Raw genomic sequence first — 22,331 nt, 5'->3', positions numbered from 1 at the left:
TCTTCATGGGATTTTCTTTTGATAATTGAAGTAAAGCTGTTTAATTTGCAATCTTAATTCGGGATGTGGCGCAGTCTGGTAGCGTATACGCCTGGGGGGCGTGGGGTCGCAGGTTCAAATCCTGTCATCCCGACTTTTTAACATATTATTAAGAAGCAGATATTAGGGTAATTATATGCAAATCATGTAGTTACCCTTTTTTTATTGACAAATTTAACATAATTTTAGATAAATAAAATGTGAGTTTTTAGTGAGTTTATGAGTTGATCGTGAGTCAATCGTGACCTTATTTTTTGTATCTTGATAGAAGTTGGATGATCCCATCCGCGTATTGTTGATTTGACTTTCGTACCCGCAATTTTTGTTTCATTAAAGTCAAATCGTTATGCGTACTACTCAAACCTTTTCTATTTCTTTTTTCACCCGCAAAAAGAAAAATCAACCTGAATCAGCTATCCTCTATGCCCGAATTACCATCAATGGTAAAAAGCTTGAAATTAGTTTAAAGAGAATCATTCCTATAGATAAATGGAATCAGGCTTCTTCCAAAATGATAGGAAACAGTCCGGAAAGTTTTCAGATTAATAAGAAGATCAACGAAACCAGAAGTCAGTTATTTAAAATCCATGATGCTTTACAAATAGAAGACAAAGTAATTACAGTAGATTTAGTTAAGTCCAGATTTCTGGGGACCGATCAGCAAAATAAAACTCTGTATCAGCTTATTGAATACCATGAGACAAATATGGGTAAAGTATTGAAGTACGGTACTATGAAAAATTATACAACTACCAGTACATACTTAAAAGACTATCTAAAACTGCAACACCGGACAAGTGATATCTATTTAAAGCATATCGACTATCAGTTTACTCTGGATTTTGAGAACTATCTGAGAAATCTGGATGGATTGCGTAACAATGGTTTAATGAAACACATGGAGCGCTTTAAAAAGCTCATGAGACTCGCAGAAAACCTTGATTGGATTGAGAAAAATCCAACTAAAAGATTCAAGCTCCGTTTCAATCGTGTGGATATGGTTTATCTCTCAAAAGGGGAACTGGGAAAAATAAAAAATCACGAAATAAAAAATCCAACCTTGCGATTGAACCGGGATATTTTCATTTTTGCCTGCTATACCGGTCTGGCTTATGCCGATGTAAAAGCTTTAAATAAAAATCACCTGCATTTTGGGATTGATGGTAAGCAATGGATCTATACGCGTAGAAGTAAGACAAATACTACTGTAAGAATTCCTCTATTAGAGGAAGCAGAGAAAATATTGGATCGGTATAAAGATCATCCAAAGGCGGACCAAAATAATACATTGCTTCCGGTATATTCCAACCAGAAAATCAATCAGTATTTAAAAGAAGTCGCTAAAGAAATAAAAATCAAAAAGAACTTAAGCTTTCATGCGGCCAGACATACTTTTGCTACGACCGTAACCTTAGCCAATGGCGTACCAATTGAAACAGTTTCCAAGCTACTGGGACATAATAAAATTTCAACCACCCAGATTTATGCTCGAGTAATTGATTCTAAAATTTCCAGTGATATAGATAATTTACGGGTGAAATTGAATAATTAAAAAAATGATGGCAAAATGCACCCTTGTTTTTGTTGGCTTTACTAACAGCAAAATCTTTTTGAAAGATCACCGAATCAGATTTTAAGTGGCATATAAAATTTTCAAATTACATGTGCATAATGAAAGAAATTTTTCTTTATTAATATAAATTATCTAAGAGTCTGTCCAACTTAAATTTAAGAATTGGAATGCTCGTTTACGTATTTCTTAAGGAACTTCTCCAGTTCAGGTACATCACATTCAAATCCCATTTCTTCAGCCTGTTCTATTACTTCTTCTCCAGACATGTTTTTCTGGCATCCAATATGCATCATCACAAAGGCACCGGAGCGCTTTCCAGATTTGCAATGAACTACGATAGGTTTGGGGAGGGTTTCAAGTTCCTGTCGGAAATCATTGACTATAGTCTCTGATAAATTATCTTCAGATACACCAATATGTCTGTATGTGAGATTATTTTCCTTAGCTAGTTTTTCTTCTTTTTTCGTAGAAACGTTTTGTTCTTCTTCCTCAGTCTGCAAATTAATAACCGACTTAAACCCCTTATCAGCAAAAGTTTTAAAGCTGTTTTCCTCCGGGTCAAACGCCGCTACCGAAATTTCATCATTCACTTTCTTAATTTCCTTTTCCATAGTTTATTTCTTTTTTTGATTTTCTGTTTTATTTTCAATTGATAAATCCGCAGCCTTCCATGCCTTAAAACTTCCCGGAATGCTATTCACATTCTGAAAGCCATTTTTTTGTAAAAGACTGGCCGCAATGCTGGCTCTATAGCCGCTAGCGCAATACACAGCAAATTTTTGTTTTTTATTTAAGGTACTTATCTTATCAGATAGTTCGCCAAGAAAAATATGCCTGGCATCAGGTATGTATCCATTTTGCCATTCCTTATCCTTGCGTACATCTAATGGCTGATATTGCCCATTGTTTGCGCTGAGTTCATGTACACTGAGTTGGGTCAATTTCTTAATTTGTTTACCCGATTCCTGCCAACTGCGCATGTTCCCAGCCAGATAGCCTTTAAAATTGGTATGTCCGGTGCGCCAAAGCAAAGTTACAACCCGCTCTAGATCTTTATCTTCAGGCAAGACCAGTAGAAGAGGAGCGTCTGTTTCAATTAACCAACCGGCCCAAACCGACAGAATGGGACGTTGTCCTATGTTAAGAGAACCTTCTATATGGCCGCCTCCAAAAGCTAACATATCCCTCGTATCGATAATGATCGTATCGGGGTTCTTCATTTCTTTTTCAAACTCCTCTACATTTAAAGACCTGACTGGGGGCGTATGCCCAAAAGTTTCTGGCCCCTTTGCGTTCAGTTTTTTCATCTTTGGATAATGAGTAGGTACTGGAGGCGCACTATCCTGAATAGCTTTTTTAAATTCCTCAAAAGTCTCCATCTGCATAAATGGATTATGTTTCTTCTCGTATCCAATGGTGGTATTCATACGGTCGCCTATATCAGGACCACAGGCCGAGCCTGCTGCATGGCATGGATAAACAATCACTTCATCTCTCAGTTTGCAGAAAACTTCCCGCATGGTGTTAAAAAGGGCCTGGGTCAATTCATCTGTCTTCTCATCACCCAATAAATCTGGTCGTCCTAAAGAATCAACGAACAGTGAATCCCCAGTTACAATGCCCCAGGGGTCTTCTTTATGCGATTCATATAATAAATAGGATAAATGTTCGGGTGTATGGCCAGGAGTATGCTTAGCCATCATTTTAACTTGACCGAATTCAAACTCATCTCCTTCACGAACCGCTTCATGAGCAAAATCATAGGTTGCGTCACCTTCAACGCTCACAAAAACTTTAGCGCTTCCATTGCAACGGGATACCAACTCACAAGCCCCGCTCATAAAATCTGCATGAATATGAGTTTCAAATACATGAGTAATAGTTACACCGTATTGCCGTGCTTTTTGAAGGTAAATATCGGCATCGGGCCGGGGATCTATAACTGCAGCGCATCCAGCACTTTCATCACATATGAAATATGAAACCTGAGCGATACCTTCTGCTAATATTGGTTCAAATCTAAAAGCCATGATTTTTAAAATAAAAGTTTAGGCTTTCTAAAATAAAAGTAATTATGAATAAATATCGTTAAGAAAAAATCAAAAATTCAAAAGTATAACCAAAGATTATAACATTCCATGTTAGTCATACATAGGTATTGAATATTAATTTGTGAAACATTTGTAGACGGTCTGATAATAAATAAGATAATAGGAATATAGGGAAAGCAAGAGGATAACACGCTACGCGATGTTATTATTGATTTCCCCTAATTTTTAGGTTGTTTTGAAGTCAAATGATATGAAATTTTAAATTTTTAAAATTTTAGAAAAAACTTTTTTAGTAAAAAATGCTCGCAACCCAGTAAAATCAGTAATTTTTTTACTAAAAAATAAAATTTTTAATGAAAATTCTTAATTCAACTAACTCTGTGTTTATGGATTATTGTGATCAGGAATACAAGAAATAAATGCTTTTTCCGACTGGATCCATTGAATAAAATTGCCTAACTGTTCAGATCACATTCTTTTTTTGGCCAAAGGAATAGATTTGGAATCGGTGGGGTGCATAAAACCGATTGCATCTATTTATAACCCCTTTTTCCGATGCCAAATCTATAAATATGTTTGGCTAAAAAAGGGAATGTGAAGGCTCTGAAAGAAGTAAATGGTATTATAATGACTCCATTACTTAGAAAGGTTTTTCTAGATGAAAAAAGGGAAAATGCTCAGGGTAAAAAAAGTAAATGATTTTTTTATTTTAGCAATAATCAATCAATTAAGTTTTAATCCAACAGCATTTTTTTAAAATTTTTCAAGTACGGTGTACTATTTATCGTATTAAAATTAAGCCAGGTTAAATCCTTATCTTTATTACCTAAAACAATTTTTTAGCTACTATGACTTCAATTGATAAAACTAAGGTTTTAAAACGAAATAATATCACCATTCAGGGAAATGGAGAACAGGCTATTCTATTCGTTCACGGTTATGGTTGCGACCAAAATATGTGGAGATTTGTAATTCCTGATTTTTTGGAGGACTACAAAGTCATTTTAATGGATCATGTAGGAGCAGGATATTCAGATGAATCCTATTATAGTAAACAAAAATATAGCAATCTTCAGGGCTATGCGGATGATATCCTTGAAATATGTAAGGTTTTTAATTTAAAAGAGGTGATAATCGTAGGGCATTCAGTGAGCGCTATGATCGCTTTATTGGCGGCTAATAAGGAACCAGGATTATTTAGCAAATTAATCATGATTGGTCCATCTCCATGTTATATCAATAAGAATGGATATCGAGGAGGGTTTAATCAGGAAGACATAGATGATTTATTAAGTACATTAGATAAAAATTATTTAGGCTGGGCGGCGACAATGGCTCCAGCTATAATGGGAAATCCGGAAAAACCAGAATTAGGAGAAGAATTAACAAATAGTTTTTGTCAAGCTAATCCTGACATTGCCAAGCACTTTGCACGAGTTACTTTTTTATCGGACAATCGAGATGATTTGTCAAAGCTTCACATACCCACCCTAATAATTCAATGCAAAGAAGACGTTATCGCATCATTAGAGGTGGCTCAATATGTTTATAGTCAAATCCCGACCAGTACCTTAGAAATTATAGATGCTGCAGGTCATTGTCCAAACTTAAGTGCTCCTAAGCAAACAGTTAAAGCTATTAAACAATATCTGCAAGCAGAAGAATAAATGAGTAATAATAAAAATCATAAAACAGTATTTTTTGAAACTGCAGAAGAGTTATATCATGATGCTCCTTGTGGCTATGTTTCTTTTACAAATGATGGGACCATATATAATATGAATCAAACTCTGTTAGAATGGCTAGGATATCAAAGAGAGGAGATTTTAGGAAAAAAGAAAATATTTGAATTTTTCAAAATGGGGAGTAGACTATTTTTCGAAACTCATTTTTTTCCTTTAATCAGGATGCAGGGGTTTGCCAATGAAATCAATTTCGAAATTCAAAAAAAAGATAAGTCTTCTTTTGCAGCTCTCATAAATGTAAAAGAAATAAAGGGTTCTAAGGTTGAAGAAAATAGATACAGAGCTTCAGTTTTTGACATTTCAGATCGCACGAAATACGAACAGGAATTATTCAATGCAAAAGTAAGGGCGGAAAAGAGTGCCAAGGAGAAAGCCCAATTCCTGGCAACCATAAGCCATGAAATTCGAACTCCCCTAAATGGAATACTTGGAATTGGAAATCTTTTAGCAAAGACTCCTCTTAATTCAAAACAGAAAGAATATGTGGATATCTTGAGGTTATCTTCTCAGAATCTTCTAGGACTTGTAAACAATTTACTTGATCTAAGCAAACTGGAAGCACAATCTGTCCTGCTTGAAAAGAAACCCTTCGCTATTCGTACGTTAGTAAACAGCATTACACATACTTTTGAAATAAGATGCAAAGAAAAGGGTATTCAACTCTTAACCCAGGTTGATAATAATATCCCTAATTATATTGTAGGAGATCCGATTAAACTTAATCAGGTTTTAACGAACCTCGTGGGAAATGCTATAAAATTTACCTGTGAGGGTTTTGTTAAAGTAATTCTTGACCTTGAAAGCTTTCATAAAAATCAGCTCAAACTTAAGTTTAACATACAAGATACGGGTACAGGTATTCCAAAAAATAAGATAGAAAGTATCTTTGAAGAATTTTCACAAGCAGATAATCAGATAAACGGTGAGCCAATGGGAACAGGCCTTGGTCTAAGCATTTCTCGGAAAATTTTACAATTACATGGGAGTGAAATTAAGGTGAAGAGCTTACTAGGTCGTGGGTCGGAATTCTTTTTTACTGTCAATTATGAGCGATATAAAGGATCAAAACAAGAAAAAAAAGAAATTGATGAAAATGAAAATAAAAAGCAGAAACTAGGTCAAGCTAAAATTTTAATAGTAGAAGATAATCCCATAAATATTTTTGTTATCTCGGAATATTTGAATGATTGGAAAATTAAATATGATACCGCTAACAATGGACAACAGGCTATTGAAGCCATAAAATTAAATAGTTATGATATAGTTCTAATGGATATTCATATGCCTGTGATTGATGGTTTTGAAGCTGCATCTACCATTCGGAATCTAGATCTAGATAAACAGCCAATAATATTAGCTTTATCTGCTACTAGTAGAGAAAATATTCAATCTCAACTAGATCGCGCTAGAATAGATGATTTTATAAGTAAGCCTTTTGGGCCGGGAGACTTGCATATGGTCATTTCCAATTATATTATAACGCCAGGTAAAAGGAAAAAGAATTTTAAAAATTACGAGTCCAATGATGATGGCGATAATTTCAATAATAATCTGGAGTTCTCTCAAAAACCTTTTAACCTGACACGCTTGGTGAAGATGGCAAATAGGAAGCCTGAGTTTTTAAAAAAGTTTATTAGTAATACTTCAAAAGCTTTTGAAGATTATCTGGATGATTTTGTCCAGGCTGTAGAACTAACAGACAGTGAGAAAATTTCAGAGTTAATTCATAAAAGTACCATGTCCACATATTACATTCAATCAGATCGCCTCATATATTTGCTTAGAGAATGTCAAAATTATTTCGATGATAAAAGCATTTCTCAACCGGAAATCAAGGCCAAAATAGAGGAAACTATTGCGGAATTTAATAAGATAATATTAGGTTTAAAGGAAATAGACCCAAAAGTTTTGATTTTTAATGAACCAAATAAATCGTAAACGATTCATTTTCATTAGATACAATAAAAAATAAAATTTTGTTCAGGAGAATCGTACGCCGATTAAAGGAGTAGGAAATTAATAGTGAATCAATTTTTAAATTGGCGATATAAAACTGTTAACGCAATAACAGCTATTACGATACAAATCCCTGCAAAAATTAAAAGCCCCATATCCTGGTTTTTTCGAAGATAACCATTTGGTTAGAATATAAAAAAACTTAATATCTATGCGTGGCTTTATGAAAAAGGTATTTGAAAATCGGAAATCCGTTTAAAAATTCTTTATATCATTAAACTTTTATATAAATTTGAAGAGTACAGAAGTATCAAATTACTTCAATACGTTCTATTGATATTGTGAGTTAATCGTGAGTTTTTAAAGTGACGATTACGTGAAACCATATAAATACCGGCGGTTCCGGAGCCTTTAAAGCGTCCTGTCATCCCGACAATTATAACAAAAGTGATACGAAAGTATCACTTTTGTTGTTTTACGAACTTAATAAGCTTTTTTATATACAAGATAGGACAACAGTAGTTACAGAAGGAAGCGGTCTAAACTTTTTGCATTAAAAAAAATTAGAATCAGATTAATTTAAATTAATTTGATTCCCAAAGATTTGATACAAACTGAAATTGAAAACCATATCAGATCAAAAGAAAATTCACTTTCAGTGTTACCTGAAGTAGTATGCCTAAATCAGGGAAGTATAATGGAAATGAATTCTTCCAATATTACATTTGTTTCTAAAAATGGTATGGAACAGGGTAAAACTTCTGCCGATACTATGATGGATAGAATTGAAAATGTATTATATACAGAGCCTTTAAGTTTTACATTTAGAGCCTCCACCAGTCTTCCTCGCATTGCATCCTACCTCTGAAAACCTAAGTTGTTTTAGTTTGAGTCGTGTGAGATAAGTGTACAACAATTCGTAAATATTGAGAGATTAAGATTTCTCTACTCAATATTTATGAAAATAAACGATTAAATGGTGAACGCATCTGGGACTAAAGATCTGGAATCTCCGTCATTTTTCCATTCTTAGATTTCCCTAAAACAACAACATCCTTACTCTCTTTATATTCTTCAATTGCAAGTAAAAGCTGTTCTTTAGTGTCTCTACGAATTTTGACACCATTTTTTTTATTCTTATTCCGGACTTCAATATAATATCCGTCCCTTAGATCTTTTGGTTTAGTGGAAGGTCTTCCCATGTCTTATTTTTGGGTTAAAGATAATATAGCTTTTTACTATAAACATATAAAAAGAATAACAAAAATCTATAATTTTATAAATATTCATTTTAATATCTACTAAATATGCTTACTTCAAGCTGTGAATGTGATGCAATTTTGTTTTCATCAATAACAATAAAGTAATTTATCCTGAATATAACCTATTTCTTCATATCAAAACTTACCATCCATTGAATATTAAATTTATCGGTTAACATCCCAAAATAAGAACCCCAGAAAGTTTGATCCATGGACATTGTTTTTTTTCCTCCAGCCGATAATTCTTTAAATATGTGATCTGCTTCCTGCTTCGTGTCGGTACTTATAGAGATTGAAAAATTATTTCCTTCTTTAAAATGTTTGCCCCATTCGCCACCAGTGTCACTACCCATCAAAACGTTGTTTTCGCCTATGAAAAGGGATATATGCATAATGAGATCTTTTTCCTCCTCCTTTACTTCAGGCATATCACTATCCTGAGGCATTTCTCCAAAGCTGCTTTTCATTTTAAATTCCCCTCCAAAAACAGATCTGTAGAAACTGAAAGCTTCATCACAATTTCCGTTGAAGGTTAAATAAGTATTAAGAGCGAGACTCATAATATTCAATTATTTGATTCGGTTAAATTTCAGGCTTTTAAATTCTGAATACATTTCTTACAAGCGATACCTAAATTTAGCTAAAATTTTAAAGTATTCAAATTTAAAATCGAGGATATAGCCGGCATTTTTAAGAATATTTAAAAAGAAAATTATTTTATCAAAATACTGAATATCAAATGTTTATACATTATTTGGTATCTTTATAAATAATGTGTCATATAAAACTAAAAATTATGAAACGTATACTAATTTTAATGTTACTATTGGTGTTTTGCAGTTTAAGTTCTGCCCAGGAAGAAATCTACATGACCTTTGAATTTATGAAAGTAGATAACGATCAGGAGCAGTTTTATGTAGAAACCGAGGATTTTTGGGAAAAAATTCATGAACAAAGAGTAGCTAGCGGGGATATCGCTGGATGGGACCTCTGGCAGTTACTTCCTGGAGGGGAAGATCAGGGATATCAATATTTAACGGTGACAGTTTTTGATGATCCTTTAAAAATGATGAATGCAAGTGCTGGAATTTTGGAAAGTGCGAAAATGGCATATCCAGATCTTAGTGATGAAGAAATAGAAAATCGGGTGAATCTGGCAGGAGGATCCAGGGACCTTGCTGTAAGATTATTTTTAAAGATTGCAGACGGAATTAATATAGATTATCAAATGAAACCAGGTATGGTTGCTACTCTGGATTTAATGAATGCCAGGGATGGGAATTATGAAGCTTATGAAAAAGCAGAAACAGATATTTTTAAACCCCTGCATCAAAAGATGGTAGATAACGGTACAAAAGGTGACTGGCGCTTATTAAAAGTACTTTTGCCGCAAGGAACAGAAGTATTTGCATCTCACATAACGGTTAATATGTTTGACAATTGGGAACAATATATAAACTCAATGAGTTTTGAAGACGATATGGTGCCAGATATGGAAAAGAAGATGGCTGATGGTTTGAAAACAAGAGATATGAAATGGGTATATCTGGCTACGCTAACCAAAATGGTACGGAAGCAATAAACTTAATTCAAATCCTTTTTTTAAGCGATTATCAAACTTGACTCTTTTTTAATTTTCCTCATTGGGAACAGTAAACGAGAAATAAAAGACAATCCCAATATAAAAGCATCAGGCCAGTTTTCAAACAAAACGTTTTAACTTTTTTCAGGAAGAAACTTTTGCTTGTGGTGTTTTAAAGCTTTCTTGATCGTACGAAAGACAGACTTCTTTAAATTCTGATATTTACTATCAAACTCGTGCATTTTGATCATAAGTTTTCTATGCTCGTGCTTATATGCCCAACTTTGTTCGGTATTTTTTAAGTCACTGAACAATATCTTTAGTTTGTTTTTATGATCGTGAATAAGCTCAATTAAACTGGACATTTCTATTTTTAATTCACCTAATTCCTGTATAAATTTTTCTGCCTCTCTAGAAAGTTCAGAGCCTACAATTGAATATACATTCTGGTGAAGTAAATTTTTCAGGAATTCAACTTCTTTAGAAATAAAATTTAGTTTTGAATCCCATACATTTGAATACGTATGCATTAAATGTGGAGACTCCCACCCATAGTCATTAGAAATTCTGGTATTCATGATGATCTTTTGAAATGATGATAAGGCCTTTGGGAGATTGTATTGAAGACAATCGAGTAAATACCACCGATAAAGGTTAATAGAGCGCTATGAGTAGTTTTAAGAAACAAAAAATTCCAGTCTTAAGTTAAGAATTTTCCTCAAGAAATTTATATAATGAAATAATTATTTTTTTATAAACATGGTGCTATAAGTTTATTTTCAGGCACTTATGAAAAACACCAGAATGAGCCTGAGACTACATTTTTAGATCAAAGATTAGTTCGTAGTTATGAACACATACTAGTAACTTAGTATTAAAGTTTAAATCGAAAACCAAAAACAGGTAACTGTCCCTGCCAGAAATCTAAATCTTCAGATCTTTTAAAACCTAGTTCTTTATAGATCTTCCAGGCAACCTGCATAAATTTGGTAGAATGAATAATAACCTGCTCATTGCCATCTTTTCTGGCTTTATCAATACAAACCTGGCTAAGCTTTTTCCCGAGCCCTTTTCCTCGAAATCTTGGATCTACAGCCAATAATCTGAAACCTGATGAATTTTTCTCTTTTGTAGCGGTACCTCCAGAGCCATATACACTCATGTCATTAAAATATACCACAGCAGCCATGACTTCATTTTCTTCTGAAATTGCAACGATAAGATCGGTATGGGGTTTTTTAGTGAGATCACCAATATTTAAAAGCATCTTATAATATTCAGGTTGTTCAGTTTGGGAAGGAAATCCGTCTAATTGTGAATAGACCTTAACCATAAGTTTTCCTATTTCTTCAAATTCCTGAGGTTTTGCTAATCTTATTTTTAAATTGCTTTTACTCATTTAGGGTTCGAAAAATAAATTTATAGATCAAAAGTATCGTTTAGCTAATGAATTTTATTGTTTTTACATCATATTTTATTCAACGTCCATAAAATTTACAAATTGAACTTTCGCAATGAATTTCCCGATAATGCTATAGTGCAGCGGAGCAAAATAATATTTTGAAAATTATGGTAATATAAATGTATTCAGTTTATATGGAGGTTTTGAAGTCCATATTAATGATTTTCAGAATTTGTTTTTAGAGCGGAAGATTGCATTAGCTTTCCATATCTACATGCGGAGAAGATACATACCTTCACATAGTCTTAGAACTAAACGATATGATCTAGAAATTTTAAAAATCCCTAAACAATGGTTGGACTAAAATAGTTTAAGCTTATTCTCCTTTACCAAATGTTATGATAAAGCCATCTGGATCTTCAATGTCAAAATCTCTCATTTTATAATCCCTTTGCTCCAGATCATTTACAATGCGTACGTTCTTATTTTTACAATCCTTATTTAACTTATCAATATCATTTACGAAGATGTAAAGTGCACGGTGGTAGCGGGAAGGTCGGCCACCGTCAGAACGTTTAGTTAGATGAATTCCAACACCGCCTCTTTTTACTACTGCATAATAGACGGGTTCTCCCCATTCAAAAGTCTTTTCAAAACCTAATTTTTTAGTATAAAAATCTAAGGAAAGCTCTAGGTTTCCTACCGGAAATATTGCTGCGGAATGAGAGAAATTATCTGAATTTGACATTTTGTAATTTTTGATATAATGTTGCTATGGATGCTGATATAGAGAAATATATTCTCTTTTATAAAACTTTTCAGTTACTGTAAGATACTTAAAAAACTGATAATCAGTAAATAAAAATTGAAACCGGGCTGAGGTATTTTTAAAAAGAGCTCCATTTTTATTCAAATTAGCAGAATTAAAAGACAGTTCTTATAAATTTTTCAAATGGAAATTTATATTGTTCAAGGATAGTCCTGAGATAAGAAAATATAAATATTCTATGATTCCATAAAAATTATAGATAAAAATTATAGCAATGAAATTTGTAAATTAGAGCTCACACCTAATTTTTAAACGTATAAAAATCACTTAAATAATGGGAAATAATAATTCAAATAACAAAGACAATCATAAAGTATGGGAGGTAAATGAATCCAGTAAGTGTCCTTTTATGGGAGGAGCTCTAAATTATACAGCTGGTAAAGGAACTTCAAATCGGGACTGGTGGCCAAATCAACTAAACCTAAATATTCTTCGCCAGAATTCAGTATTGACAGATCCTATGGATGAAGATTTTGATTACGCAGAAGAATTCAAAAGTCTGGATTTAAAGGCCGTTAAACAGGACCTTTATGATCTTATGACTAATTCACAGGATTGGTGGCCCGCAGATTATGGTCATTATGGTCCGTTTTTTATACGTATGGCCTGGCACAGTGCAGGGACTTATAGAATAGGTGATGGGAGAGGCGGCGCTGGTTCAGGTCAGCAACGATTTGCTCCGTTAAACAGCTGGCCAGATAATGCAAACCTGGACAAAGCGAGACTTTTACTCTGGCCTGTAAAGAAAAAGTATGGTAAGAAATTATCATGGGCAGATTTGTTGATTCTGGCAGGGAATTGTGCTCATGAATCGATGGGTTTAAAGATGTTTGGTTTTGCCGGAGGTAGAAAAGATGTATGGGAACCTGCACAGGATGTTTATTGGGGAGCTGAAACTGAATGGTTAAACAATGATGAGCGTTATGCCGGAGAAGAATTAGAGAATCCATTAGGTGCTGCTCATATGGGACTAATCTATGTAAATCCTGAAGGACATAATGGCAATCCAGACCCGGTAGAATCAGCTTCCTATATTCGGGAGACTTTTGGACGTATGGCAATGAACGATTACGAAACCGTGGCGCTTATTGCCGGAGGACATACCTTTGGAAAAACACATGGAGCTGCCGATGCTGAAAAATACGTTGATGCTGAACCTGCCGCTGCCGGAATTAGCGAAATGGGTATGGGATGGAAGAATACTTTTGGTACAGGTAAAGGAGCTGATACTATTACAAGTGGAATTGAAGGAGCGTGGACAGATACTCCCACGCAATGGAGTAACAAATACTTTGATAATCTTTTCAAATATGACTGGGAATGTATCAAGGGACCTGGAGGTGCTTATCAATGGCAGCCGAAGAATAATGAGGGGGCCGGTACGGTACCCGATGCCCATGACCCAGATAAAAAGCATGCGCCATTTATGCTTACTACAGATCTATCCCTGAAAATGGATCCTGAATATGAAAAGATATCCAGACATTTCCATGAAAATCCTGAAGAGTTTGCTGATGCCTACTCGCGTGCATGGTTTAAACTAACGCATCGTGATATGGGACCAATAGAGCGCTATCTTGGACCCGAGGTTCCACAGGAGGAATTACTCTGGCAGGATCCTGTTCCTAAAGTAGATCATGAATTGGTGAATGATGCTGATATTGAGAATTTAAAAAATAAAATTCTGGAAACTGGATTATCGGTTTCAGAACTGGTATCTACTGCCTGGGCTTCTGCATCAACATTTCGGGGATCTGATAAGCGGGGCGGAGCCAATGGTGCCAGGATTCGGCTTGCTCCCCAGAAAGGTTGGGAAGTTAATAACCCTAAGCAACTGGGCAGGGTAATTGAAACGCTGGAAGGTATTCAAGCTGATTTTAATGAATCACAATCTGGAAATAAAAGGATTTCTATCGCAGATCTTATAGTTCTAGCAGGATGTGCTGGAGTCGAGAAAGCAGCGAAAGATGCAGGTCATACAGTTAATGTACCTTTCATACCGGGAAGAACAGATGCTACACAGGAACAAACAGATGTGGAAGCGTTTGAACCTTTAGAACCCAATGCAGACGGTTTTAGAAACTATTTTGGTAATAGAGATAATATCTCTGCTTCTGCCGAGGAGTTACTGGTAGACCGCGCTCAGTTGTTAACTTTAACAGCACCTGAAATGACGGTTCTTGTAGGAGGAATGAGAGCTCTGGGTACTAATTTTGATGGATCTAACAAAGGAGTTTTTACAGATCGCCGCGGAAAGCTTTCAAACGATTTCTTTAAGAATATTCTGGAAATGGGACTTACATGGAAAGAGACTTCTGACTCTGAAACAGAGTTTGAAGGCCGTGATAGGCTTAACGGAGATGTAAAATGGACAGGTACACGTGCTGACCTTATCTTTGGATCTAATTCTGAACTAAGAGCTATCGCTGAAGTGTATGCAACAGATGATGCGGAAGTTAAATTTGTTAAAGACTTCGTAAAGGCATGGGATAAGGTGATGAATCTGGATAGATTTGATCTGAAATCATCAAATTAATTCCCTTAGGCTTAACGCCATTTATTATAGTTAAAAATTACTTATTGTATTCAAAAAGGTGGTCATCGACCACCTTTTTTTTCAGAATAAAGCCTTGCTATTTTGCATTGTGTTCATCCGGGTTAAGACAGTAGAATTGATTAATTTGCAGTCTAAATCTGTCTGGCATGAAAAATCTATTGATCTTCAGTTTCTTAATATTCAGTATTTGTATAATTGCTCAGGATGGCACTTCACAAGACTATCTTTCTTCAGAATTTCATCAGGGAAGGAGAGAGGCTTTGAGAGCTAAAATGCCGGCTAATTCTGTCGCGGTATTTTTCGCCAATCCGGTTAGGAACAGGGCCAATGATGTAGATTATGTGTACCATCAGGATCCCGATTTTTATTATCTCACAGGTTATAAGGAACCCCATGCCGTTCTTGTGATCTTTTCTGAAGAGCAAGTAAGTGAAGATGCTAAAAAATATGATGAGGTATTATATGTGCAGGAAAAGAATCCACAGGCAGAAATGTGGACGGGCTATCGCCTGGGGGTGGAAGGAGCTATAAATGAGCTTGGTTTTAACAGAGTTTTCAACGGAAAGGACTTCTTGAATAATGCCATTAATTTTTCTGAATTTGAGAGCGTATTGCATAAACCTTTTACCAATGATTATCGTGATTCCAGAGATCCGGCAGATCTTGCCAGTTTGGTGCAATCTTTTAAAAATAAGGTAAATATTAAATCAATTCAACAAAACAACGATCCTCTCGGGCTGGAAGTGAAACAGGAAATAGCTGCGAAAAAAGATGTGAACGTCGATACCGAAAGTCTTTACACTTATATGGGAGAGCTAAGACAAATAAAATCGCCTGAGGAAATGAAACTCTTGAAAAAGGCCGTTCGAATTTCAGCAATGGGACAGATAGAAGTAATGAAGGCCATGCATCCGGGAATGTCTGAAACTGAAGTGCAAGGTATACATGAATATGTATTTAAAAAATATGGGAGCGAATATGAAGGTTATCCTTCTATTGTAGGAGCTGGAAACAATGGCTGCGTGTTGCATTATATTGAAAATAATAAAACGAAACTGGAGCAGGATCTTGTATTAATGGACCTGGGAGCAGAATATCACGGTTATACCGCAGATGTTACCAGAACGATTCCTGCAAATGGAAAATATAATGCTGAGCAGAAAGCAATTTATGATCTTGTATATGAGGCCCAGGAGGCGGGGATCGCGGCCGCGGTAGTTGGGAATAATTCTTCAGATACCCACAAGGCCGGGCTTGATATTATTAATAAAGGGCTATATGAATTAGGGATTATTTCGTCTCCAGATGAGCAGCATAGATACTTTCCTCATGGAACTTCCCATCATATTGGCCTGGACGTGCATGATCTTAATACCAGGGGAAGTTTTCAGCCTAATATGGTTATTACTGTAGAACCGGGAATCTATATTCCGGAAGGTAGTGATTGCGATGAAAAATGGTGGGGAATAGCAGTTAGAATAGAGGATGATATTCTTATTACAGAAAACGGACCTGTTAATCTTTCTTCGGAAGCACCTAGAAGAGCAGAAGAGATTGAAGCTATGATGAAAAAATCATCAATATTTGATAAACTAAGTCTTCCTGAATTGGATTAATCATTCCTTATTTTTATCTGTAGCATCAAGGAATTTTTTGATTGCTGAAAGTGCCTCTTCAGGATTATCATTTAAGGTAGCATGCCCGGAATTTCTTATTTCTACAAATTTAGCGTTGGGAACAAGGCTTTGATAATATTTCACTGTAGATGGTCTTGCCTCATCATACTCTCCGGTAATAAACAGAACAGGAACTTTAACTTCTGAAAGTTTATCAATTCTGTCATAATTCAGGAGTGTTCCCGTTGCGGTAAATTCACTGGGTCCCCACATATATTCATATACATTGGTGCCAAAATAGATCCCCGCCGTATCCTTTTTTGCCTGCGAACGTTCCTTTCGCCTTAAAAAATTACTATAAAACAAGGTCACGGCATCTTTATATTCAGGATTGCTAAAACTTTGATTCTCTTCGTTGGTTCGTATAATTCTCTGAATAGAATCTGGTAATGTTTCTACAAGTTTGTTCGCATCTTTGATCCACTGTTTAGTGCTGAAATACGGACTGCTAAAAATAATTCCTTCAACGTACTCAGGATATTTCAGATAATATTCTAATCCTAATGCTGTACCCCATGATTGGCCGTGTAAATAAACTTTTTCCAGGTTTAGATCTTTTCGTAGCATTTCTACCTCCTCTACATATCTTTTCACAGTCATAAGCGTGGTATCACTAATCCTGTCTGATCTTCCACTTCCCAGCTGATCATAAAAAATTACAGGGCGGTCATCGCTTAATTTCTTATAAGGTTCAAAACCATAACTGGAAGATCCCGGCCCCCCGTGTAATAATAAAACAGGGATATGATCTGTCTTTCCATTAATTCTATACCAAACTTTGCCTCCAGTAACTTCTACATAACCTTCTCCTTCCACAATTTTACTGTCTTTACTATTGTCACAACTATATAAAAGGAAGATGGAAACTATATATAATATATGAAAACTACTTCTTTTAAGGCCTAAATTCATATGGCAGGATTTTAAATGTCGTCTTTGGCCCAAGATAATTAAATTCAGTTGTAATTTTTAGAACTTAATATGTCTATGCAAGTAAATTAAGCCTGATCTTATAAAGAAAGATAAAATTTTTATTAAAGTTAAGAGAGTAACATTTTTAGATTAAACAGAGAAAATCGGAAATAGATAAAATTCATTTGAAACTTTCTATTTCCTTAAGATCTTTTCCATAGATTTTCCTCTTGCTAATTCATCGATTAACTTGTCCAGGTATCTGATCTTTTGCATGAGATCATTTTGAATTTCCTCAACACGGTAACCACATATTACGCCAGTAATTTTCGAAACATTTGGGTTTATTTGAGGCGCCTGTTCAAAAAATGTTTCAAAATCAATATTTTGATCTATTTGTTGCTGTAATAAGCTTTGACTATATCCTGTAAGCCATCGAATGATCATATCTACTTCATCCCTAGTACGTCCCTTCTTTTCTGCTTTATGAATATAGTGCGGATAGACGCTCGCAAATGACATTTTAAATACTCTTGAATTTTCCATATAGTGTATATTTTAATTTCGGAGATGAGGTTTGTTAGTGCATATTTTGGAAAGTTCAATTTATAAAATGTCAATCGAATAGTGTCATTTTTTGAAATCATTAAATGGTAGAGTAGAAGTTACCTATTCTTTGCGAAATGTTGCTGAATAATGATGAGCAGTTTGAGATCGTGAACTACCTTTTTTCAGGATTTTTTTTGGCAGTGTTCATTTTGTTCTTTCTGAATTTCTAAAATTACTCTTTGTCGTCCATACCCGTTATTTGCGAAGCGTTCTTGTACGCTAGTATTATCACAAATAATTAATTTTAATTCCTTATTTATTTAAGTGCTAACTAATCTTTTTTTAAGAGTTTAGGAACATTGTCATAGTACTCTTGCGTAAGTACTTCTGTCCAGATTGTTGGTTGTTCACCATTATATAAAGCTAAATATGTTACGTCATTTTCTTTTGTTGATGAATGCCAATGCTCAGTATCTTTTTCACATCTTATTACTTCTCCTTCTTTAAGAATAATGGGTTTTTTTCCTCTTTCTTGATAATAGGCTTCGCCATCTACAATTATTAAAACCTGGACAGAACTGTGTTTATGCCAATCTAAGGTAGAATTAGCTTTAAAAGTAGCTTTTGTTATGTTATAGCCCAATTCGGCGTCATCATGAATTATAGGATTTAACCAGGCTTCTCCAATGTAATGAGTATTTGGTGCTTTTTTACCTTCAGTATGATATGAAGAAACGTTATAATCAGAACTTTGAGCAAATAGACATAAAGGAGCTAAAATTATCAGTGTCAAAATTGAATTTTTCATACTATACTTTTTTAATTAATTTTTATGTTCATTCCAGGTTCAACGCTTGCGTACCAGGACTTAGTAAAGGCAAGTTGCGGGAGTAGAGCCGCCGGCTTGCAGGATTAACTCTTTTGGTTCCTGGTTTCCAAAATTACACTTTTTATATAAAACCCGTTATTTTCGATGAACGGATATTATACACAGTAGTAACACATTTTAAAATTTTGATCAAATAGTAAAATTGATTGTATATTTTGAAGGGGGATGTATTATTCATATTAACTATTTAATGATTTCGACACTTTCTACATAAACCAAAATGTATATAACATTCGAAAATTTGTATAAGAAGTTAAGCTTACTTGCACCCTACCTTTGTCCTATAATTTTAATCGTTTTAAAATAGACAGGATGAAAACAAATCAATTTGGTAAAAAAGGTTGGACACCTGATAGTATTGGAAACCTGAATGGTAAAACATACGTCATAACAGGTACTACAAGCGGAACAGGATTTGAAGCAGCAAAAATATTGTTATCAAAAGGAGGAAAGGTTGTAATGCTTAATAGAAATCCAAAAAAATCAGAAACAACTATTAAAACTTTAAAACAGGAACTCGGAAATGATATTGAGGTATTTTCCATAAAAATGGATTTAGCAGAACAGGCATCCGTAAAAAACGCAGCAGAAGAAGTTCTTAAAACAGTTTCTAGAATCGATGCACTTATCTGTAACGCTGCTATTGCTCAAGTACCTAAACAAATGCTTACAGTAGATGGATGGGAAAGTCAGATGGGTACAAATCACTTCGGAAATTTCACTCTTCAAGCTTTATTGTTTCCGCTGATTGAAAAATCCAAAGGGCGAATAGTGGTGGTAGGCAGTATGGGTTATAACTTAGGAATTAAAACCATACAGTTTGATGATATGAACTGGGATAAAAACTACAGCCCCAATGGTATATATAGCCAAAGTAAATTGGCTCAAATTATGTGTGTTTATGAATTGCAAGACCGCTTAAAGAAAGCAGGGAAGTCTAATGTAAATGCTTATGCCTGTCATCCAGGTGCTTCCAGTACTTCATTGATTAAAACAAGTAGTAGTTTAATGACTCGTTTTGTTTGGCAACTTATGAAATTGTCTCCAATGGTACAATCAGCGGAAAAAGGTGCTTATCCACAATTGATGTGTGCGACAGAAGCAAATTTAGACCAAAGTGGTTTTTATGGGCCAACAGGAAGAAATAATTGGACAGGACCAGTTGGAGAGCATAAATTAGAGTCACATGCAAAAGATAAAGCAGTAGCTAACAGACTTTGGGAGCTTTCAGAAAAAGAAACAGGTGTGGTTTGGAATATTTAAATTTAACCATGCGTATAATAAAAAAAATAATGCTCGGATTACTTATTATCATCATAACCATTGGAGCTGGAACATTTGTATTCTTAAACACAGAACGCTTTGGTAAGCACCCATCTGGTGAGCGTTTAATTAAATTAGAACAGTCATCTAATTACAACAATGGGAGTTTTAAAAACTTGAATGAAACTCCAATGCTTACTGAGGGTGTTGGTTATAGTAAAGTAATGTATGAATTCCTTTTCTCCTCAAAGCCTAAAGAACCTTCGGTAAAAATCCCTTCGATTAAGACTGATTTAAAAAGACTTGATCCAGATGAAAATGTGTTAATTTGGATGGGCCATTCTTCATACTTTATACAATTAGATGGCAAAAAAATATTGGTGGACCCTGTGTTGAGCGGTAACGCATCGCCTCTCTTTTTTACAACCAAAGCCTATGAGGGAACTGATGTTTATGCAACAGAAGATATTCCAGAAATAGATTATTTGTTTTTATCGCACGACCATTGGGATCATATGGACTATAAAACGCTGAAAAAATTAAAACCAAAAATTAAGAATGTAATCACGGGACTAGCCAATGGAGCTCACTTGGAACATTGGGGATTTGATCCAGAAATAATTTTAGAAGGAGATTGGTATGATAAATTTTCTTTTGAAAATGGATTTGAAGTATACATAACACCAGCCAGACATTTTTCTGGCAGAGGGTTTACACGTGCAAAAACACTTTGGGCTTCATTTGTGCTGAAAACACCAAACACTACTATATACCTTGGAGGAGACAGTGGATACGACACTCATTTCAGTGAAATTGGTAATAAATTCGGGCCTTTTGATTTGGCAGTATTAGAAAATGGACAATATGATGAGAAATGGAAATACATTCATATGTTACCGGGAGAACAATTAAAGGCGGCAATAGATTTAAAAGCCAAAGCTGTTCTACCTGTGCATTCGGGAAAATTCACATTAGCCAATCACGATTGGGATGAGCCATTAAAAAAAATAACAGAAAAAAAGAATCAGAAAAATATAAGAATAATAACACCAATGATTGGCGAACAGGTCAATTTAAATGATAGTATACAGCAATTTAGACATTGGTGGAATTAATAAATTATTAGAGAAAATGAAGCATTTTAAAACCTTATCCTCGTATCTGGATTATTTAGGATTGCCACGCCCGGAGCATCCAATGCTGAGTGTATTCAACTCTAAAGGTGATGGCTACTTACCCTGTCCGCGAGAAAGCTCACCACCAATAACCAACGATTGCTATTCTATTAGTTTTAAGAAATATGTAGATGGTAATTTAAATTATGGTCGAACTAAATATGATTTCACGAATGGCGCATTAATTTTCATCGCACCAGGGCAAGTCTTACAATGGGATGATAGTGTGGTTTTTGAGCGAAAAGGATTTTCAATAAACTTCCACGAAGACTTTTTGAAAGGAACAGAGTTAGCTCAGCAAATAAAAAAATATAGTTTTTTTTCGTATTCGGTTAATGAGGCGTTGCACCTTTCTCCCAAAGAGGAAAAGCAGGTAGAATCGATTGTAGAAAATATCGACATCGAATACCAAAATAACCAGGATGAATTTAGCAAGGAAATCATAATTTCTCAATTAGACACGTTGCTTAAATATGCCAACCGTTTCTATGAAAGACAGTTTTTGAACAGAAAAGAACTATCAAACGATTTGTTAGAAAAGTTCAAAACACATGTATCCAAATTCTTCGAATCAAGGCAACTCCAGGAAAAGGGCATTCCCAGTATAGAGCAAATCGCAGGTAAGATGATGGTTTCACAACGATACTTAAGTGATACACTGAAAAAAGAAACGGGTAAGACTACCACCGAGCATTTACACTTATATATCATCGAAGAAGCCAAGCATATATTATTGCAACCAGATAAAAGTATTTCAGAAGTTGCTTATGAATTAGGCTTTGAATATCCACCTTATTTTTCGAGGTTGTTCAAGAAAAAAGAGGGAATCAGCCCCACCGAATACAGAGAAAAATATAATCTAAATTAAAAT

Annotated in this window: 20 protein-coding genes and 1 tRNA gene; 11 read left to right on the top strand and 10 right to left on the bottom strand. The window is 34.8% G+C overall.

The window, feature by feature from the left end; genetic code table 11:
• Positions 1-59 precede the first annotated feature (59 nt).
• Both BLT95_RS05210 and BLT95_RS05205 read left to right on the top strand, forming a co-directional pair.
• Positions 60-133, top strand: a tRNA-Pro gene (locus BLT95_RS05210).
• 252 nt (positions 134-385) lie between these two features.
• Entirely contained in the window at positions 386-1,591 is a 1,206-nt protein-coding gene (locus BLT95_RS05205) for a site-specific integrase (protein WP_089665071.1), read from the top strand.
• Between the two features lie 176 nt (positions 1,592-1,767).
• On the opposite strand, the gene BLT95_RS05200 is transcribed toward BLT95_RS05205, so the two are convergent.
• Both BLT95_RS05200 and BLT95_RS05195 read right to left on the bottom strand, forming a co-directional pair.
• Entirely contained in the window at positions 1,768-2,223 is a 456-nt protein-coding gene (locus BLT95_RS05200) for a sulfur transferase domain-containing protein (RefSeq protein WP_089665070.1), read from the bottom strand.
• 3 nt (positions 2,224-2,226) lie between these two features.
• Positions 2,227-3,642 (bottom strand): MBL fold metallo-hydrolase, encoded by a 1,416-nt coding sequence (locus BLT95_RS05195; protein WP_089665069.1) that lies wholly within the window; start codon positions 3,640-3,642, stop codon positions 2,227-2,229.
• An 869-nt stretch (positions 3,643-4,511) separates the two neighbouring features.
• Between BLT95_RS05195 and BLT95_RS05190 the strand changes: the two genes are divergently transcribed.
• The 3 genes from BLT95_RS05190 (at position 4,512) to BLT95_RS14390 (ending at position 8,232) form a co-directional block, all read left to right on the top strand.
• Positions 4,512-5,330 carry an alpha/beta hydrolase gene (locus BLT95_RS05190; RefSeq protein WP_089665068.1) on the top strand — a complete coding sequence of 273 codons (819 nt, stop codon included), beginning with the start codon at positions 4,512-4,514 and terminating at the stop codon, positions 5,328-5,330.
• Positions 5,331-7,346 carry a PAS domain-containing hybrid sensor histidine kinase/response regulator gene (locus BLT95_RS05185; RefSeq protein ID WP_089665067.1) on the top strand — a complete coding sequence of 672 codons (2,016 nt, stop codon included), beginning with the start codon at positions 5,331-5,333 and terminating at the stop codon, positions 7,344-7,346.
• A gap of 715 nt (positions 7,347-8,061) precedes the next feature.
• Complete coding sequence (locus tag BLT95_RS14390) at positions 8,062-8,232, top strand: hypothetical protein (RefSeq protein ID WP_172822568.1); 171 nt, start codon at positions 8,062-8,064, stop codon at positions 8,230-8,232.
• Between the two features lie 127 nt (positions 8,233-8,359).
• Here BLT95_RS14390 and BLT95_RS05175 read toward each other — a convergent pair whose 3' ends face one another.
• Both BLT95_RS05175 and BLT95_RS05170 read right to left on the bottom strand, forming a co-directional pair.
• Positions 8,360-8,566: a hypothetical protein gene (locus BLT95_RS05175; protein ID WP_089665065.1), complete on the bottom strand. Its 207-nt coding sequence runs from the start codon at positions 8,564-8,566 to the stop codon at positions 8,360-8,362.
• 182 nt (positions 8,567-8,748) lie between these two features.
• The gene (locus tag BLT95_RS05170; RefSeq protein WP_089665064.1) at positions 8,749-9,186 is read right to left on the bottom strand and encodes a VOC family protein; all 438 of its coding nucleotides are present in this window, start codon (positions 9,184-9,186) and stop codon (positions 8,749-8,751) included.
• Between the two features lie 236 nt (positions 9,187-9,422).
• On the opposite strand from BLT95_RS05170, the gene BLT95_RS05165 reads away from it, so the two are divergent.
• Entirely contained in the window at positions 9,423-10,208 is a 786-nt protein-coding gene (locus BLT95_RS05165; RefSeq protein ID WP_089665063.1) for a hypothetical protein, read from the top strand.
• A gap of 134 nt (positions 10,209-10,342) precedes the next feature.
• Here the strand turns inward: BLT95_RS05165 and BLT95_RS05160 are convergent, their stop codons facing one another.
• The 3 genes from BLT95_RS05160 to BLT95_RS05150 form a co-directional block, all read right to left on the bottom strand.
• Entirely contained in the window at positions 10,343-10,786 is a 444-nt protein-coding gene (locus tag BLT95_RS05160) for a hypothetical protein (RefSeq protein WP_089665062.1), read from the bottom strand.
• A 296-nt stretch (positions 10,787-11,082) separates the two neighbouring features.
• The gene (locus tag BLT95_RS05155; protein WP_089665061.1) at positions 11,083-11,607 is read right to left on the bottom strand and encodes a GNAT family N-acetyltransferase; all 525 of its coding nucleotides are present in this window, start codon (positions 11,605-11,607) and stop codon (positions 11,083-11,085) included.
• 379 nt (positions 11,608-11,986) lie between these two features.
• Positions 11,987-12,358 (bottom strand): glyoxalase superfamily protein, encoded by a 372-nt coding sequence (locus tag BLT95_RS05150; protein WP_089665060.1) that lies wholly within the window; start codon positions 12,356-12,358, stop codon positions 11,987-11,989.
• Positions 12,359-12,713: 355 nt separating this feature from the next.
• On the opposite strand from BLT95_RS05150, the gene katG reads away from it, so the two are divergent.
• Both katG and BLT95_RS05140 read left to right on the top strand, forming a co-directional pair.
• A complete protein-coding gene (katG, locus tag BLT95_RS05145) occupies positions 12,714-14,975 on the top strand; it encodes a catalase/peroxidase HPI (RefSeq protein WP_089665059.1) in 2,262 nt (753 codons plus the stop codon).
• A gap of 167 nt (positions 14,976-15,142) precedes the next feature.
• On the top strand, positions 15,143-16,612 hold the full coding sequence (locus BLT95_RS05140; protein WP_089665058.1) for an aminopeptidase P N-terminal domain-containing protein: 1,470 nt from the start codon (positions 15,143-15,145) through the stop codon (positions 16,610-16,612).
• Here the strand turns inward: BLT95_RS05140 and BLT95_RS05135 are convergent, their stop codons facing one another.
• From BLT95_RS05135 to BLT95_RS05125, 3 genes are all read right to left on the bottom strand, one after another.
• Positions 16,613-17,584 carry a proline iminopeptidase-family hydrolase gene (locus BLT95_RS05135; RefSeq protein WP_089665057.1) on the bottom strand — a complete coding sequence of 324 codons (972 nt, stop codon included), beginning with the start codon at positions 17,582-17,584 and terminating at the stop codon, positions 16,613-16,615. It lies immediately after the preceding gene.
• A 195-nt stretch (positions 17,585-17,779) separates the two neighbouring features.
• Positions 17,780-18,130 carry a DUF2200 domain-containing protein gene (locus BLT95_RS05130; RefSeq protein WP_089665056.1) on the bottom strand — a complete coding sequence of 117 codons (351 nt, stop codon included), beginning with the start codon at positions 18,128-18,130 and terminating at the stop codon, positions 17,780-17,782.
• Between the two features lie 334 nt (positions 18,131-18,464).
• Entirely contained in the window at positions 18,465-18,941 is a 477-nt protein-coding gene (locus tag BLT95_RS05125) for a cupin domain-containing protein (protein ID WP_089665055.1), read from the bottom strand.
• 393 nt (positions 18,942-19,334) lie between these two features.
• Between BLT95_RS05125 and BLT95_RS05120 the strand changes: the two genes are divergently transcribed.
• The 3 genes from BLT95_RS05120 to BLT95_RS05110 are packed head-to-tail and all read left to right on the top strand — an operon-like array spanning position 19,335 to position 22,328.
• On the top strand, positions 19,335-20,285 hold the full coding sequence (locus tag BLT95_RS05120; RefSeq protein WP_089665054.1) for an SDR family oxidoreductase: 951 nt from the start codon (positions 19,335-19,337) through the stop codon (positions 20,283-20,285).
• 8 nt (positions 20,286-20,293) lie between these two features.
• Positions 20,294-21,400 (top strand): MBL fold metallo-hydrolase, encoded by a 1,107-nt coding sequence (locus tag BLT95_RS05115; protein WP_089666853.1) that lies wholly within the window; start codon positions 20,294-20,296, stop codon positions 21,398-21,400.
• Positions 21,363-22,328, top strand: coding sequence for a helix-turn-helix domain-containing protein (locus BLT95_RS05110; RefSeq protein WP_231896415.1), 966 nt, complete (start codon positions 21,363-21,365; stop codon positions 22,326-22,328). The genes BLT95_RS05115 and BLT95_RS05110 overlap by 38 nt, the downstream gene beginning before the upstream one ends.
• Positions 22,329-22,331: the final 3 nt, after the last annotated feature.

Origin of the sequence: Gramella sp. MAR_2010_147 (genome assembly GCF_900105135.1) — a bacterium.
In the GTDB taxonomy this organism is placed as follows: Bacteria; Bacteroidota; Bacteroidia; order Flavobacteriales; family Flavobacteriaceae; genus Christiangramia.
This window is presented reverse-complemented; position numbering and strand designations above follow the sequence as displayed.

Bases quoted from the DNA above. Each gene is read 5' to 3' on its own strand.
- BLT95_RS05205 (WP_089665071.1), top strand. From the start codon at position 386: ATGCGTACTACTCAAACCTTTTCTATTTCTTTTTTCACCCGCAAAAAG.
- BLT95_RS05200 (WP_089665070.1), bottom strand. From the start codon at position 2,223: ATGGAAAAGGAAATTAAGAAAGTGAATGATGAAATTTCGGTAGCGGCG.
- BLT95_RS05195 (WP_089665069.1), bottom strand. From the start codon at position 3,642: ATGGCTTTTAGATTTGAACCAATATTAGCAGAAGGTATCGCTCAGGTT.
- BLT95_RS05190 (WP_089665068.1), top strand. From the start codon at position 4,512: ATGACTTCAATTGATAAAACTAAGGTTTTAAAACGAAATAATATCACC.
- BLT95_RS05185 (WP_089665067.1), top strand. From the start codon at position 5,331: ATGAGTAATAATAAAAATCATAAAACAGTATTTTTTGAAACTGCAGAA.
- BLT95_RS14390 (WP_172822568.1), top strand. From the start codon at position 8,062: ATGGAAATGAATTCTTCCAATATTACATTTGTTTCTAAAAATGGTATG.
- BLT95_RS05175 (WP_089665065.1), bottom strand. From the start codon at position 8,566: ATGGGAAGACCTTCCACTAAACCAAAAGATCTAAGGGACGGATATTAT.
- BLT95_RS05170 (WP_089665064.1), bottom strand. From the start codon at position 9,186: ATGAGTCTCGCTCTTAATACTTATTTAACCTTCAACGGAAATTGTGAT.
- BLT95_RS05165 (WP_089665063.1), top strand. From the start codon at position 9,423: ATGAAACGTATACTAATTTTAATGTTACTATTGGTGTTTTGCAGTTTA.
- BLT95_RS05160 (WP_089665062.1), bottom strand. From the start codon at position 10,786: ATGAATACCAGAATTTCTAATGACTATGGGTGGGAGTCTCCACATTTA.
- BLT95_RS05155 (WP_089665061.1), bottom strand. From the start codon at position 11,607: ATGAGTAAAAGCAATTTAAAAATAAGATTAGCAAAACCTCAGGAATTT.
- BLT95_RS05150 (WP_089665060.1), bottom strand. From the start codon at position 12,358: ATGTCAAATTCAGATAATTTCTCTCATTCCGCAGCAATATTTCCGGTA.
- katG (WP_089665059.1), top strand. From the start codon at position 12,714: ATGGGAAATAATAATTCAAATAACAAAGACAATCATAAAGTATGGGAG.
- BLT95_RS05140 (WP_089665058.1), top strand. From the start codon at position 15,143: ATGAAAAATCTATTGATCTTCAGTTTCTTAATATTCAGTATTTGTATA.
- BLT95_RS05135 (WP_089665057.1), bottom strand. From the start codon at position 17,584: ATGAATTTAGGCCTTAAAAGAAGTAGTTTTCATATATTATATATAGTT.
- BLT95_RS05130 (WP_089665056.1), bottom strand. From the start codon at position 18,130: ATGGAAAATTCAAGAGTATTTAAAATGTCATTTGCGAGCGTCTATCCG.
- BLT95_RS05125 (WP_089665055.1), bottom strand. From the start codon at position 18,941: ATGAAAAATTCAATTTTGACACTGATAATTTTAGCTCCTTTATGTCTA.
- BLT95_RS05120 (WP_089665054.1), top strand. From the start codon at position 19,335: ATGAAAACAAATCAATTTGGTAAAAAAGGTTGGACACCTGATAGTATT.
- BLT95_RS05115 (WP_089666853.1), top strand. From the start codon at position 20,294: ATGCGTATAATAAAAAAAATAATGCTCGGATTACTTATTATCATCATA.
- BLT95_RS05110 (WP_231896415.1), top strand. From the start codon at position 21,363: ATGATAGTATACAGCAATTTAGACATTGGTGGAATTAATAAATTATTA.